This is a genomic window from Hydrocarboniphaga daqingensis (assembly GCF_900129825.1).
Lineage (GTDB): Bacteria > Pseudomonadota > Gammaproteobacteria > Nevskiales > Nevskiaceae > Hydrocarboniphaga > Hydrocarboniphaga daqingensis.
In genome coordinates, this window is record NZ_FQWZ01000001.1 from 579176 (window position 1) to 593273 (window position 14098).

The 14098-nt window shown below is 64.7% G+C and carries 16 protein-coding genes; 2 read left to right on the forward strand and 14 right to left on the reverse strand.

Annotated features, from left to right (window positions below; translation table 11 throughout):
- Window positions 1–92: 92 nt before the first annotated feature.
- The 10 genes from recO to rpoE form a co-directional block, all read right to left on the reverse strand.
- The gene (gene recO, locus BUB09_RS02595) at window positions 93–794 is read right to left on the reverse strand and encodes a DNA repair protein RecO (protein ID WP_072893651.1); all 702 of its coding nucleotides are present in this window, start codon (window positions 792–794) and stop codon (window positions 93–95) included.
- Between the two features lie 24 nt (window positions 795–818).
- Window positions 819–1706, reverse strand: a complete 888-nt coding sequence (gene era / locus BUB09_RS02600; RefSeq protein ID WP_072893654.1) for a GTPase Era — start codon at window positions 1704–1706, stop codon at window positions 819–821.
- A 53-nt stretch (window positions 1707–1759) separates the two neighbouring features.
- Window positions 1760–2446, reverse strand: coding sequence for a ribonuclease III (gene rnc, locus BUB09_RS02605; RefSeq protein ID WP_072893656.1), 687 nt, complete (start codon window positions 2444–2446; stop codon window positions 1760–1762).
- Window positions 2447–2457: 11 nt separating this feature from the next.
- Entirely contained in the window at window positions 2458–2844 is a 387-nt protein-coding gene (locus tag BUB09_RS02610; RefSeq protein WP_072893658.1) for a DUF4845 domain-containing protein, read from the reverse strand.
- 13 nt (window positions 2845–2857) lie between these two features.
- Window positions 2858–3694 carry a signal peptidase I gene (gene lepB, locus BUB09_RS02615; protein ID WP_072893661.1) on the reverse strand — a complete coding sequence of 279 codons (837 nt, stop codon included), beginning with the start codon at window positions 3692–3694 and terminating at the stop codon, window positions 2858–2860.
- Window positions 3695–3730: 36 nt separating this feature from the next.
- Window positions 3731–5545 (reverse strand): translation elongation factor 4, encoded by a 1815-nt coding sequence (gene lepA / locus BUB09_RS02620; RefSeq protein WP_072893664.1) that lies wholly within the window; start codon window positions 5543–5545, stop codon window positions 3731–3733.
- Between the two features lie 106 nt (window positions 5546–5651).
- Window positions 5652–5909: a glutaredoxin family protein gene (locus tag BUB09_RS02625; RefSeq protein WP_072893667.1), complete on the reverse strand. Its 258-nt coding sequence runs from the start codon at window positions 5907–5909 to the stop codon at window positions 5652–5654.
- Window positions 5909–7453 (reverse strand): Do family serine endopeptidase, encoded by a 1545-nt coding sequence (locus BUB09_RS02630; RefSeq protein ID WP_072893670.1) that lies wholly within the window; start codon window positions 7451–7453, stop codon window positions 5909–5911. The genes BUB09_RS02625 and BUB09_RS02630 overlap by 1 nt, the downstream gene beginning before the upstream one ends.
- A 191-nt stretch (window positions 7454–7644) precedes the next feature.
- Complete coding sequence (locus BUB09_RS02635; protein WP_072893672.1) at window positions 7645–8274, reverse strand: sigma-E factor negative regulatory protein; 630 nt, start codon at window positions 8272–8274, stop codon at window positions 7645–7647.
- A 135-nt stretch (window positions 8275–8409) separates the two neighbouring features.
- Window positions 8410–8982: an RNA polymerase sigma factor RpoE gene (gene rpoE, locus BUB09_RS02640; RefSeq protein WP_072893675.1), complete on the reverse strand. Its 573-nt coding sequence runs from the start codon at window positions 8980–8982 to the stop codon at window positions 8410–8412.
- 96 nt (window positions 8983–9078) lie between these two features.
- Between rpoE and nadB the strand changes: the two genes are divergently transcribed.
- Both nadB and BUB09_RS02650 read left to right on the forward strand, forming a co-directional pair.
- Entirely contained in the window at window positions 9079–10743 is a 1665-nt protein-coding gene (gene nadB, locus BUB09_RS02645; protein ID WP_072893678.1) for an L-aspartate oxidase, read from the forward strand.
- A 1-nt stretch (window position 10744) separates the two neighbouring features.
- Window positions 10745–11671, forward strand: a complete 927-nt coding sequence (locus tag BUB09_RS02650; protein ID WP_072893681.1) for a TIGR01777 family oxidoreductase — start codon at window positions 10745–10747, stop codon at window positions 11669–11671.
- A gap of 4 nt (window positions 11672–11675) precedes the next feature.
- On the opposite strand, the gene BUB09_RS02655 is transcribed toward BUB09_RS02650, so the two are convergent.
- The 4 genes from BUB09_RS02655 to BUB09_RS02670 form a co-directional block, all read right to left on the reverse strand.
- Window positions 11676–12152: a lipocalin family protein gene (locus tag BUB09_RS02655; RefSeq protein WP_245793069.1), complete on the reverse strand. Its 477-nt coding sequence runs from the start codon at window positions 12150–12152 to the stop codon at window positions 11676–11678.
- A gap of 104 nt (window positions 12153–12256) precedes the next feature.
- The gene (locus BUB09_RS02660; protein ID WP_139250074.1) at window positions 12257–12748 is read right to left on the reverse strand and encodes a protein YgfX; all 492 of its coding nucleotides are present in this window, start codon (window positions 12746–12748) and stop codon (window positions 12257–12259) included.
- Entirely contained in the window at window positions 12717–12956 is a 240-nt protein-coding gene (locus BUB09_RS02665; protein ID WP_072893690.1) for an FAD assembly factor SdhE, read from the reverse strand. Before BUB09_RS02665 ends, BUB09_RS02660 begins: the two co-directional genes overlap by 32 nt.
- 339 nt (window positions 12957–13295) lie before the next feature.
- Complete coding sequence (locus BUB09_RS02670; protein WP_072893693.1) at window positions 13296–14081, reverse strand: succinate dehydrogenase iron-sulfur subunit; 786 nt, start codon at window positions 14079–14081, stop codon at window positions 13296–13298.
- Window positions 14082–14098: the final 17 nt, after the last annotated feature.

Here is a 14098-nt window from a genome sequence, read left to right on the forward strand (position 1 = left end):
ATGCAGACGGCCGGCGCCTTGCCCCCGTGCCAAGCCGTGCCCATTGATTGTGCCAGAGCCATCTACCCGGAACGGGAGCCAGGTCAACCGCTTCACGCCGTTGGGCGGGATTTGCGGATTTGTCGCAGCAGACGCGCGGTTTCCAGCGGCTTGTCGCCGAGCAGGCTGCGCAGCGGCGCACGCAGCAGCCGCCGCGCATCGCGCAGCGCGGTCTCGTCGTCGAGCTGTTCGTCGCGCAGCGCGATCAGGCTGCTGCCGGCGTAGGCATCGCCATCGCCGCTATCGGCGACGACCGGCCCCAGCTCGGTGTCGTAGCGGTACGGCGTGGCCGGGTCCAAGTCGTCGTCCAGCTGCAAGCCGTAGCCCAGCTCGGTCAGCAGGTTCTTCTCGAAGATGCGCAGCGCAGCTTCCAGCGCCGATGGCAGCTGCGCTAGCGCGACGACGTAGTCTGCGTATAGATCCGGATGCGGATCGTGACGCGGCAGCAAGCGGATCAGCAGCTCGTTCAAGTACCAGCCACTGAAGATCGCCTCCCCCGGCAGGGCCGCAGCGTGACCGTCGGCCTCCACGCCGGTCAGCGCGCCCAGATCGCCCTGTTCGTTCCACGACAGCAGCAGCGGCTGGAACGGCTGCAGCAGCGCCCGCGTACGGGAGCGCGGTGCGCGGCTGCCGCGGGCGATCAGTCCGACGCGGCCATGGTGGTAGGTCCAGGCTTCGACCAGCAGGCTGGTATCGCGGTACGGCTGGGTGCGCAGCACGTGACCCGGCGTCAGCTGGATGCGGGCGCGCGTCATCGGCAGCGCAGCATCGCGGGCCCTTTATTCGCCGCTGTCGAAGCCCAGCTGGCGCAGGGCCTTCAAGTCGTCGCTCCAGTTTTCCTTGACCTTGCACCAGAGCTTGAGAAACACCTTGTCGCCGGTGATCTGCTCGAGTTCGCGGCGGGCTGCAGTGCCGACGCGCTTGAGGTTGGCGCCTTCTTCACCGATGACGATCGATTTCTGGCCTTCACGCTCGACCCAGATCGTGGCGTTGATCCGGCGCAGCCGACCTTCGCGCTCGTAGCTGTCGATCGATACCGTCAGCGAGTAAGGCAGCTCCTGGTGCAAGCCGCGCGTCAGTTTTTCGCGAATCAGCTCGCTGGCCTCGAAACCATGGTCGTAGCCGGTGACCATGTCAGGCGGATACAGCTCGGGGCCTTCCGGCAGACGCGCGAAGATTTCGTTGACCAGCGCGTCGAGGTTGCTGCCCTTGGTCGCCGAGACCGGGATCACGAACGCGAAGTCGCGCATCGCGCCGAGCCGAGCCAGCTCCGGCAGCAGTTGTTCGCGCGTCTTCTGCTGGTCGATCTTGTTGACCAGCAGCGCCACCGGGCCGGCGACATCCTTGAGCTTGTCGAGTACGGCTTGGTCTTCGTCGCGGAACGCGCCGGCTTCGACGACGAACAGCACCAGATCGACATCATGAATCGATCCGGACGCCGCTTGGTTCATCAGCTTGTTCAGCTTCTTTTTCTCGCCGCGATGTAGACCGGGCGTATCGACGAACACGATCTGACCGCGGTCGTCATGCAGCACGCCTTGAATGCGATGCCGGGTCGTCTGCGGCTTGTGCGAGACGATGCTGACCTTGCGGCCGATCAGCGCGTTCAGAATCGAGCTTTTGCCGACATTGGGCCGGCCGATGATCGTGACAATGCCGCTTTGCATGAGGGGTACGCCTGCGTAAAGCCGGATTGTACCGCGCGGCGGCGCGGCCCGGCTCAGGGCGTGACGGCGGTCAGCCGCTGCAGCAGCAGTTCGGCGGCTTTCTGTTCGGCACCGCGGCGGTTGTTGGAAAAAGCTTCGGTGGTCACATCGGCGTCGAGCAAGCGGCTCCGGACCACGAACTGACGTCGGTGCGGCGGCCCCGACTCGGACAGCACTTCGTAGATCGGCAACGGCCGGCCGCGCGCCTGCAGCCACTCCTGCAGCCGGGTCTTGGGGTCCTTCAGCGTTTCGGGGTCGGGCAATTGTTTGAGCAGCCCATCGAAGCACTGCAGGCAGACGCGGCGCGCCGGCTCGAAGCCGCCATCGAGAAAGATCGCGCCGATGATCGCCTCGAACGCGTCGGCCAGGATCGAATCACGGCGCCAGCCGCCGCTCTTGAGTTCGCCTTCGCCGAACTTGATGGCCTCGCCCAGCTTGAGCTGGCGTGCCAGCAGCGCCAGCGATTCCTCGCGCACGAGGCTGGCACGCAGCCGCGACAGCGCACCCTCCTCGGCCTGCGGCCGCAGCCGGTACAAGCTCTCGCCGATGATGAAGTTGATCAGGCCGTCGCCGAGAAACTCGAGCCGCTCGTTGTTGACGGCCGCGTGCGATCGATGGGTCAGCGCGCAGTCGATCAGCAGCGGATCATTGAAGCGATAGTCGAGCGTATCGCAGAGATTCTGGACCAGCTTGGCCGTCATACGTGGCCCACTTATTCGATGGACGGCAGGCGGATCGGCACATCACCGCTGAAGCGGATCACAACGTCGATGTTGTAGAACAGCGATGTGCGCGCTTCGTAGGCGTAGACCAGTGAGCGAGCCGCCGCGCTGCGGCGCACCTTGACGTCCTCGGGGCGCAGCCCGTCGACGCTGTCGATCAGCCAGCGCCGATGCAAATGCTCGCGGATCGTCACCGCGTCGCTGCTGCTGAGTTCGGCGTCTTCGGCGATCGCGTGCAGCGATCGCGATACTTTCATCTGATTCAAGTACAGCGGCAGGCACTTGATCGTCACCGTCGCAAAGAATCCGATCACCAGCAACAGCAGCAGCAAGCTGATGAACGTCAGGCCGGACTGGTGCTTGGGAAAGGGTCTCATCGCGGGCCCGCCGTCAGCGGATCGTCGTACCGATGCGCGAGAAGAACGGCCGCTTGCTCTGCGCGTCCCAACTCATCCAGATGAAGAAGGCGCGGCCGACCAAGTTGCGCTCGGGGATCGTGCCCCAGCCACGGCTGTCGAAGCTGCCATCGCGATTGTCGCCCATGCCGAAGTACTGACCGGGCGGCAATACCAACTCTTCGCCGCTGCACAGCGCCTGGTTGGCGCCGCTGCTGTCCGGGCCGCACAAGCTGTCGACCGGACGATTGGGGTCGACCAAGATGTGGTGCTCGACGCCGTTGATGGTCTCGCGCATCCGGTAGCGGACATCGGACGAGGAACCCGATGCGGCGTAGACACCGTCGGCCTCCAGCGCGGCGACTTCGCCGTTGACGTACAGCGTCTTGTCTTTGTAGACCAGATGATCACCGGGCACGCCGACGATGCGCTTGATGAAATCGCTGGACGGATCGCGCGGCCAACGGAATACCACCACGTCGCCACGCTGCGGCGTGCCGTCACCGAAAAAGCGATGATGAAAAACCGGGTCGCGCAAGCCGTAGCTGAACTTGTTGACCAAGATGAAATCACCCTTGATCAGCGTCGGCAGCATCGACTCGGACGGAATACGGAAGGGCTCGGCGATGAACGAGCGCAGCACCAGCACGCCGACAATCACCGGGAAGAACGAGCGGCAGAAATCGATGATCCAGCCCGGCTTGTCGTCGCCGCCGATCAGCGCACTGCGGCGGCGCGCCAGAAACAGCTTGTCGATCGCCCAGCCGATGCCGGTAATAAACGTCAGCAGCGTCAGCAACACTGCAAAGTCGAAATGTACGTCGTTGGACATCGTGTGGCCCTGCCTCCCTTCTGACCGCTCGCGGTCTCAATCGGCCTTGCTGCTCTTGCGCTCGACACCCAGCACAGCGAGGAATGCTTCCTGCGGAATCTCGACGGCGCCAACCTGCTTCATGCGCTTCTTGCCCTCTTTCTGCTTTTCTAGCAGCTTCTTCTTGCGCGAAATGTCACCGCCGTAGCACTTGGCGAGCACGTTCTTGCGCATCGCCTTGACCGTCGACCGGGCGATGATCTTCGAGCCGATCGCCGCCTGAATCGCGACGTCGAACATCTGCCGCGGAATCAGTTCCTGCATACGCTCGCACAAATCCCGGCCTCGCGCATAAGCCGCGTCGCGATGCACGATCGTGGCCAGCGCATCAACCTTATCGCCATTGACCAACACGTCGAGCTTGACCAGCGGCGCTTCCTGGAAGCGCAGGAACTCGTACTCGAAGCTGGCGTAACCGCGCGACACGCTCTTGAGTCGATCGAAGAAGTCGAGCACCACCTCGCCCATCGGCATCTCGACTTCCATCTGCACCTGGTTGCCGAAGTACTTGAGGTTGCGCTGCGTGCCGCGCTTTTCCATGCACAACTGCATCACCGGGCCGACGTAGTCCGGCGGCATCAGCACGCGGCAGTTGATGATCGGTTCGCGGATGTCCTCGAATTCACTGCCTTCGGGTAACTCCGCCGGATTGTCGATCTTGCGGATCTCGCCGTCGGTGCCGGTGATCTCGTAGACCACCGACGGCGCCGTGGTGATCATGTTGATGTCGTACTCGCGCTCCAGGCGTTCCTGCACGATTTCCATATGCAGCATGCCGAGAAAGCCGACGCGGAAGCCGAAACCCAGCGCGGTGGAGTTCTCGGGCTCGTACTGCAGTGCCGAGTCGTTCAGGCGCAGCTTGGACAGTGACTCGCGAAAATCTTCGAAGTCATCGGCGTCGATCGGGAACATGCCGGCGAACACGCGCGGCTGCACCTTCTTGAAGCCCGGCAGTTGCTCGGCGCACGGGCGAGACGGGTCGGTCAGCGTGTCGCCGACCGGCGCGCCGAAGATGTCCTTGATGCCGGCGATCAGAAAGCCGACTTCGCCGGTTTCCAGTGCGTCCTTGAACACGCGCTTGGGCGTGTGCACGCCCAGCGAGGTGATTTCGTAATCCTTGCCGGTCGACATCACGCGCATCTTCTGGCCCTTGCGGATGCGGCCATTGATGACGCGGACTAGCGAGACGACGCCCAGATAGTTGTCGAACCAGCTATCGACGATCAGCGCCTGCAGCGGCGCGTCTTCGATGCCTTTCGGCGGCGGCAGGTTCGCGATCACCGCTTCGAGCACGTCGGGGACGTTCAGGCCGGTCTTGGCCGAAATCCGCAGCGCGTCCTGCGCCGGGATGCCGATCACGTCTTCGATTTCCTTGGCGACGCGCTCGGGCTCGGCGTTGTGCAGGTCGACCTTGTTCAGCACCGGCAGCACGTCGAGATTGAGCTCAAGCGCCGTGTAGCAGTTGGCAACCGATTGCGCCTCGACGCCCTGGCTGGCATCGACGACCAGCAGCGCGCCTTCGCAGCTGGCCAGCGAGCGGCTCACTTCGTAGCTGAAGTCGACATGGCCGGGCGTGTCGATCAGGTTGAGCTGATAGACCTCGCCGTTGCGCGCCTTGTATTCCAGCGACACGGCCTGGGCCTTGATCGTGATGCCGCGTTCGCGCTCGATCGGGTTGTTGTCGAGCACCTGGGCTTGCATTTCACGCAGCTCGAGGCCGCCGCAGATCTGGATGAAGCGATCGGCCAGCGTGGACTTGCCGTGATCGATGTGCGCGATGATGCAAAAGTTGCGGATGTTCGACTGTTTCATAGACCGCTGCGAAAGCGCCGCACCCGGCCGGATGCCACGCAAGAAAAGAGGGGTGGCGCAGTATACCGGGCTGGCCCCATCGGAGGCCGGTCAGCGCCCGATCGGGCTAGCAACCACGCGCGCGGCGCCAGTCGGCGATCGCGTCCGGGTCGAGCTGGCTGACGCACACCGCGGTGCCGTCCTGGGCGTCGAGCAGTACCGGAATCTTCAGCCCGTAGCGGCGTTGCCAGTCATCCCGGCTGTCGACGTCGGCTTCGGCCAGGCAGCCCACCAAATCCGGCCAGCGATCCAGAAGGTCGACGACCAGCTGCTCGCACAGATGGCAGCCGGAGCGGCTCAGCAACAGCAGGCCGGGCGCCGACATCAGCGGGTGGGCACGTCCAGCGGCAAGAACGACGGCACGCCGTTGCGGTTGATCAGCACGGGGACCGTCACGCCGGGCGTCAGCAGGCCGATGATCTCGGCAAGCCGCTGCGGCGACCCGACTTCCTGGCCAGCGATCGACTGCAGGATATCGCCACGGCGGATGCCGGCTGACTGCGCAGCGCCCGGGGTGACGCTCTCGACCAGCACACCGGCACCGACCAAGTGCGCGCGACGCCGGATTTCCTCAGGGATCTCGATCACCTTGAGTCCCAGCAGCGCCAGTGGCGCGACCGGGGGCGGCTCGACCGGACCGGTCGCGCTGTCGGCGCCGTCGGCGACTTCGCGATCCTGATTGTCGAGCTCGCCGACTTCGACCTTGATCGTCACCTGCTTGCCGTCGCGCTGCATCACCAGCGGCACGACCTCGCCCGGATCAACATTGCCGACCAGCGGCGGTAGCGCGGTGGAAACCTGCAATTCGCTGCCGTTGAAGCTGAGAATCACGTCGCCCGCCTTGATGCCGGCGCGCTCGGCCGGACTACCGGGCATCACGCGGGCCACCAAGGCACCCACCGGACGTTCCATGCCAAAGGTCTGAGCCAGATTGCGGTCGACTTCCTGGACAACGACGCCGAGCCAACCGCGTGTGACACGGCCCCGGTCCTTGAGCTGGCGCGCGACCTTGGCGGCCACGTCGATCGGAATCGAGAAGCTGACGCCTTGGTAGCCGCCCGACTGCGAGTAGATCTGCGAATTGACGCCGACGACTTCGCCGTCGAGGTTGAACAGCGGACCGCCCGAATTGCCAGGGTTGATTGCCACGTCGGTCTGCACGAACGGCACGTACTGCTCGGACACCAGGTTACGTCCCTTGGCCGAGACGATGCCGGCCGTGACCGAGTAGTCGAAGCCGAACGGTGAGCCGATCGCCAGCACCCATTGGCCCGGACGCAGCTTGGAGTATTCGCCAAGCTTGACCGCCGGCAGACCCTTGGCGTCGATCTTCAGCAGTGCGATGTCGCTACGTTCGTCCGAGCCGACCACCTGCGCCGTGAACTGACGCCGGTCGAGCAGGCGCACGATCACTTCCTTGGCGTCCTGGACGACGTGGTAGTTGGTCAGCACATAGCCGTCTTCCCACAGGATGAATCCCGAGCCCAGCGGCTGCGGCGCGCCGGACGGCGCATCGCCGCCGTCGTCGGGCTGCAGTTCGCCCAGCGGGCCGTCCGGGTAGGCCGGCGACGGCAGCGCGCCGTCTGGTGGCTCAGCACCGTTCTGTTCGAGGAAGCGGCGGAACCATTCCGGCGCGTTCTGCAGGCCGTCTTCCGATTCGCTGCCGCCACCCAGCGCCGGGCCCGAGCCCGGCAGTGCCGACACGGTGCTGATATTGACCACCGACGGGCTGGCGCGCTCGACCAGGTCGGCAAAATCGGGATAACCGCCAGTGGAGGAAGGACGCGAACAGGACGACAGCGCCAATAGCGACAAGAACCCGACCAACGCGGTCAGGATCCGCCGCGGCTGGCCTGCAACTTCGATCATGGGGGTCAAACTCCGTGGCCCGCGCGCCCGGTCGGGCATTCCAATAGGGTTGTCATTCTAGGGCGTTCGGGGACGAAAGAAACGCGGCGCGGCGGGAAACCACCGTTTCGCGGTCGCGGCAACCCGACAAAAGCCGGACAGCAAAAGGGCCGCATCGCGCGGCCCCTGCCCCCCACCCTGCGAACGAGGTATCAGCGAGAGGCTTCAGCGGCCAGCGCGCTGGTGTCGAAGCGGACGTACCGGGCGCCGTCGCCGTAGGCAGCGGCCGCATTGCGGCTGGCGATGTAGTCGCGCAGCAGCGCCGCATATTCCTCGTCGGCGAACGTCGTGCCGTTGTTATCGCCGGTCAGCGATACGGCCTGCAGGCGCCCCATGCTGCGGCCAACCGGCAGGCTGATCGTGCCGGCCAAGGGGTTGCCGACACGGACGCTGGCACCGGCTCCTTCGCCAGCGCCGCCGGCAGCAAAGCCGGCATCGTGTTGTTGGGGGGCCAGGAACAGCATTGCCGCCGCGCCCATCGAGGCGGCAGCCGCCAGCCCGACCGCCGGTCGCCACGGCAGCGTGGCGACGCGGCGACGGAACGCCGCCAAGTCGACAACGCGCCCCGTGCGGCGCGGCTCTTCGAGCGCCGCCATGACGCCGGCACAGATGCAGGGCTGGCCGTCGAGTACGCGAGTCCCTTCGGCAGCCTCGCGGCTCAGATGCCAACGGCTCCACTGCTGCCCGAGGCCGGGCTGGCGATCCATCTCAGCCAGCAAGCGGTCCAGTTCGGCATCGCTGCATTCGCCATCGACAAGAGCAGACAGAGATTCTTGGGACATTCGTTCTCGACCTGTGAGACGTGGACCGGACGCGCGATTCAGCGCAGGTACAGGCTAAACCACTTTCCGGCGACTAAGTTCCAGCTTGTTACAAAATGTTCCGGCTGCGATCCGTCGCGGCGAGCTCCAGACGGATCAGTTCAGCAGCGGCTGGACCACGGCGTCAATGGCCTCGCGAGCCCGGAAAATGCGCGAACGCACCGTTCCGATCGGGCAATTCATCACCTCGGCGATCTCCTCGTACGACAGTCCGTCGAGCTCGCGCAGCGTGATCGCCTGACGCAGGTCGGGCGGCAGCTTGGCGATGGTTTCGGCGACTTTGCGCTTGAGTTCGTCGGACAGCAGCATCGATTCGGGCGTGTCGACGTCCGACAAGTGCTCGGTGTGGCCGTACTGCTCGGCGTCGCCGACGTCGATGTCCTGCGTGGACGGCCGGCGACCCCGGGCGACGATGTAGTTCTTGGCAGTGTTGATGCCGATCCGGTACAGCCAGGTGTAGAACGCGCTCTGGCCGCGGAAGCCATTGAGCGCGCGGTAGGCCTTGATGAAGGTTTCCTGAGCCACATCCGGGGCGTCGGCGTCGCCCACGAGGCGGCTGACCAACTGGATGATCTTGTATTGGTACTTCCGCACCAGCAGTTCGAAAGCGCGCTTGTCGCCCTGCTGGGCTCGCTCCACCAACTGCTCGTCGACGTTGTCTTCGCTCATGCGCGGCCGCGCGGCCTTCGCCTTGTCTATGACGCTAAAATGAATGGAGACCGCGCGCCCCGGGCGGCCAGCACATTAGTCTAACGAATCCAGACCATGAGTGAACCCAAGGAGCGCCCGCCGGTTCTGATCATCGGCAGCGGTGCCGCCGGCCTTACCTGTGCACTGAAGCTTGCGCGCCACGGCATCGCGAGCACGGTGGTATCCAAAGCCCAACTCGAATCGGGCGCGACGCTGTGGGCCCAAGGCGGCATTTCGGCGGTGTTCGACGAGGACGACTCGCTCGAAGCGCATGTGCGCGACACGCTGATCGCCGGCGCCGGCCTGTGCGAAGACGCCGCCGTGCGCTTCACCGTCGAGCGCGGGCCGGGTGTCGTGCGCTGGCTGCAGGAATCGGGCGTCGACTTCACACGCGAAAACGGCAGCGACGGCCGTCTGCACCTGACGCGCGAAGGCGGCCATAGCCATCGGCGCGTCGTGCATGCCGCCGATGCGACAGGCCACGCGGTTGAAACGACGCTGGCGGGCTTGGCTGCCGCCAATCCGCTGATCCACGTGCGCGAGCGCTCGATTTCACTGGATCTGATCCTCGATGCGCATCGCGAGCGGGTGATCGGCGCTTATTTGTACGACCGGCGAACCCGCCGCGTCGAAGCAGTGCCAGCGCAATGCGTGGTGTTGGCCAGCGGCGGCGCCAACCAGGTGTACCTGTATTCGAGCAACCCGTTCGGTGCATCGGGCGACGGCATCGCGATGGCCTGGCGTGCCGGCTGCCGCGTCGCCAACATGGAATTCATGCAGTTCCATCCGACGATCCTGTACAACCCGGGTCTCGGCGGCAGCGCCAGCGGTGGCGCCGCCAACGGCGGGGCCGCTCCGGCCCAGGGCGCGCGCTCGTTCCTGATCAGCGAAGCGCTGCGCGGCGAAGGGGCGGTCCTGCGGCTGCCGACGACCGGCGAGCGCTTCATGCCGCGCTTCGACCCTCGCGAAGAACTGGCACCGCGCGACATCGTGGCCCGCGCGATCGACCACGAAATGAAGCGACTGGGTCTGTCGTACGTGCATCTGGACATCACGCACAAAAGCCCGGCCTTCATCGAAGAGCATTTTCCGAGCATTCACGCCCACTGTTTGTCGCTGGGCTTGGACATCACACGGCAGCCGATTCCAGTGGTGCCGGCCGCCCATTTCACCTGCGGCGGCGTGCTGACCGACCTTGCCGGCCGCACCGATGTTCAAGGCTTGTATGCCGCTGGCGAAACCGCCTGCACCGGGCTGCACGGCGCCAACCGCCTGGCGTCCAATTCGATCCTCGAATGCCTGGTGTTTGGCGAAGCCGTGGCGGACAACATCGCCGACAGTTTGCTGACGATGCCGCCGATGCAGCCGCTACAGCCTTGGGATGAGTCGCGCGTTTCGCATTCCGACGAAGATGTGGTCGTGTCGCACAACTGGCTGGAGCTGCGCACGTTCATGTGGGACTACGTCGGCATCGTGCGCACGACCAAGCGCCTGGTCCGCGCGTTGAACCGCATTTCGCTGCTGCAACAGGAAATCCAGGATTTTTACGGCAACTATCGCGTTGATCACCACTTGATCGAGTTGCGCAATCTGGCCGTTTGCGCCGATCTGATTGTGCGCTCGGCGCTGGCGCGTCACGAATCGCGCGGCTTGCACTACACGCTCGATTATCCTCAGACGCTGCCGCAGGCACTGCCGACGATCCTGCCCGGCCGACGTCTCGGCATCGGAGCCCGCTGACATGAACACAACGAGCAAGCCCAACCCGTCGCGCACCGTGCTGGTCACGGGCGCCACCGGCTTCATCGGCAGCGCGCTGGTCGCGCAACTGCTGGCACGCGGCGACTCGGTCGTTGCACTGAGCCGCAATGCGACCAAGGCGCGGCGCAAGCTCGGCGCGCGCGTGCAGATCGTTGAGTCCCTGGCGCAGATTGCGCCATCGGCGGTAATCGACGCCGTCGTCAATCTGGCCGGCGAGCCGCTCGCCGGCGGGCCTTGGAGTGCCGCGCGCAAACAGCGTTTCGTCGACAGCCGCGTGCAGACGACCGCCCAGCTGATCGACCTGTTCGAACGCCTGGCGTCACCACCGGCGGTACTGGTCAACGGCTCGGCGGTGGGCTACTACGGCGAGCGCGGCGACGACACGCTCGACGAGCGCGATGGACCGCGCGACGAATTCCTGTCGACGCTGTGCCAGCAGTGGGAAGCCGAAGCGCGACGTGCCGACATGCTCGGCGTGCGCGTGTGCCTGCTGCGCACGGGCCTGGTCTTGGGTGCCGGCGGCGGCCTGCTGGCACCGCTGCTGCTGTCGAGCCGGCTGGGCCTGGGCGCGGTGTTTGCCGATGGCCGGCAGTGGCAGCCCTGGATCCACATCGACGATGAAATCGGGCTGATCCTGCACTTGATCGATCACCCGACCCTGAGCGGCCCGTTCAACGCCACGTCGCCAGAACCGGTGACGCAACGCGAACTGATGGACATACTCGCAACCGTCCTGAAGCGCCCGCGCTGGCTGCGGGTACCGGCATCACTGCTCAAGCTCAGCGGCGAGATGTCAGTACTGTTTATGGTCAGCCAGCGCGTATTGCCGACGTTCGCACTCGAATCCGGCTACGTGTTCCGCTACCCGGCGTTGGCAACCGCGCTGCGACAGATCATCGGCCGCTGAAGACTCAGGGCGCCGCTTCAGGCCACTGCTGCGGCACTTTGCGGATTTTGGCAGTGTCGTAGCCCATGTCGGCGATCATCTTCTCGTAGCGAGCGTAGTCGCCCGCGCTGATCGACGGTGTGCGTGCCATCAGCCAGACATAGTCACGCTTGTTGCGCGCCACGATCGTTGCCGAATAGTCCGGCTCGACGAATGCGATGCGGTATTCGCCCTTGAACGGCCAGATGAACTGCATTCCCCACTCGGCGTTGTTCGTCCCTTCGACGACGTAGCCGGTCGGATGGTAGATCTTGACCGGCGCATCGAAGCTGCCCTTGCGCATGCGGAACTCGGTCTTGATCGAGCCGTCCGGATGCAGCGTGTAGGTTTCGATCGCGTTGTAGGCCTTGCTCTCGGGCGGCAGCGGAATCGCCGCGATCACATACCAAGGCCCCATAAAACGCTGCAGATCGACGCTGTCCATCAGCGGTGTTGGTTTCATCGTGTTGCCTCCCAAGCCGGCGCAGGCCGAAAGACTCGCCGCAAGCAGTAACGCCAGAATTGCACGCATGGTGTCGTATCTCGTTGAAATGGCATCGATGTCAGTTACGGCTTGCGACCTGCCGCGGATGCGCGTCGACGATGCAACAGCAGTAACGCGCGCAATCTTCGTTGGGCGTCTGCGGTCAACTCGTCACCGAGCAAGACACGGCTATTGCGGCGACCCGCTGCCCCGCCGCTGGTATAGCGCAGATTGAGAATGATCAGACGATCGCCGAGAAAACTGTCGGCCGCGAGATCGGCCTCGGCATGGGCGCCATTGGCCTGCCACAGCTGCCAGCCGCGATCGGCTTGCCAGAGCAAGCGCGTGATGCTGCGTGGCCCGTAGCCGAACGCGGTGTGACGCCGCAGATGGAACCAACTCAGGCCGAACCCGACCGCGAGACCGAGCATCGGCAGGCCGGGCGGCATCGCGAACGAAATCAGCATCAGCGGCACGATGTGCAGCGCATACAGCCATCGCAGGGCTCGCGCCGATGGCGTGAGCCTCAAGTCCAGCGTTGCGTCAAACGTGGACCCGGAACTGGCGAATGACATCAGCGTACTGCGGCGGAACCGGGGCGTAGTCCATCACCCAGGCCCAGATATCCGGCTCTTCTGCCGTTTCCAGCAGGCTGACAAAAGCAGCGCGCTCAGTTTCGCTGGCTGTCGCGAAGTGATGCTCGTAATAGCGCGTGACGACGATGTCGAGCTCCTTCATGCCTCGACGAAGCAGCCAGCGCAGACGGGGATTTTCATCGGTCATCGAATTGCTCGGTGGGGCCAGCGCACAACAACAACCGTCTTTTCACGCGGGGTGCCGCACAACGTCGCCAACCGGCGCAGCAATCGTCCCGGCAGGGTCGACCGACAGGCGCATCGTGGATCGCCATCCATGGCGCAACTGCAGTCGAGAATCGGAGCCCGGCCCGGCCATCCATGGCCGGGCGTTCGGCGAACCCTTGATGCCATTCACTGCCACACAACAACATCATGGATCGCCGTCCATGGCGCGACGACAACTGAGAATCGGAGCCCGGCCCGGCCATCCATGGCCGGGCGTTCGGCGAACCCTTGATGCCATTCATGGCATCAAGGGTTCGCCTTACCCCTGTCGTTCGACGAGGAGCTTTTTGGTTTTAGCGATCGCTTCTGCCGGGTTCAGACCCTTCGGGCAGGTCTTGGAGCAGTTCATGATCGTGTGGCAGCGATACAGCTTGAACGGGTCTTCCAGCGCGTCGAGACGCTCACCGGTGGCCTCGTCACGGGAATCGATGATCCAGCGGTAGGCCTGCAGCAGTACGGCCGGGCCGAGGTAGCGGTCGCCGTTCCACCAGTAGCTCGGGCAGCTGGTCGAGCAGCACGCGCACAAGATGCACTCGTACAGGCCGTCGAGCTTGGCGCGATCTTCTTCGGACTGCAGACGCTCGCGAGTCGGCGCGGGGCTGTCGGTCTTCAGCCAGGGCTCGACGGACGCGAGCTGGGCGTAGAAGTGGGTCAGGTCGGGCACCAAGTCCTTGACCACCGGCATGTGCGGCAGCGGGTAAATCTTGACGTCGCCCTTGATCTCGTCGCAGCCCTTGGTGCAAGCCAGCGTGTTGGTACCGTCGATGTTCATCGCGCAGCTGCCGCAGATGCCCTCGCGGCAGGAACGGCGGAACGTCAGCGTCGGATCGACTTCGTTTTTGATCTTGATCAGCGCGTCGAGCACCATCGGCCCGCAAGCGTCCATATCCAGATCGTAGGTGTCGACGCGCGGATTGGCGCCCGTGTCCGGATCGTAGCGATAGATCTTGAAGCTGCGGACGTTCTTGGCACCGGCCGGGGCTGCGTACTTCTTGCCGGCCTTCTTGTCGATCGTCGAATTCTTCGGCAGGGTCAACTGAACCATTTCGGCTCGCTCCTTCT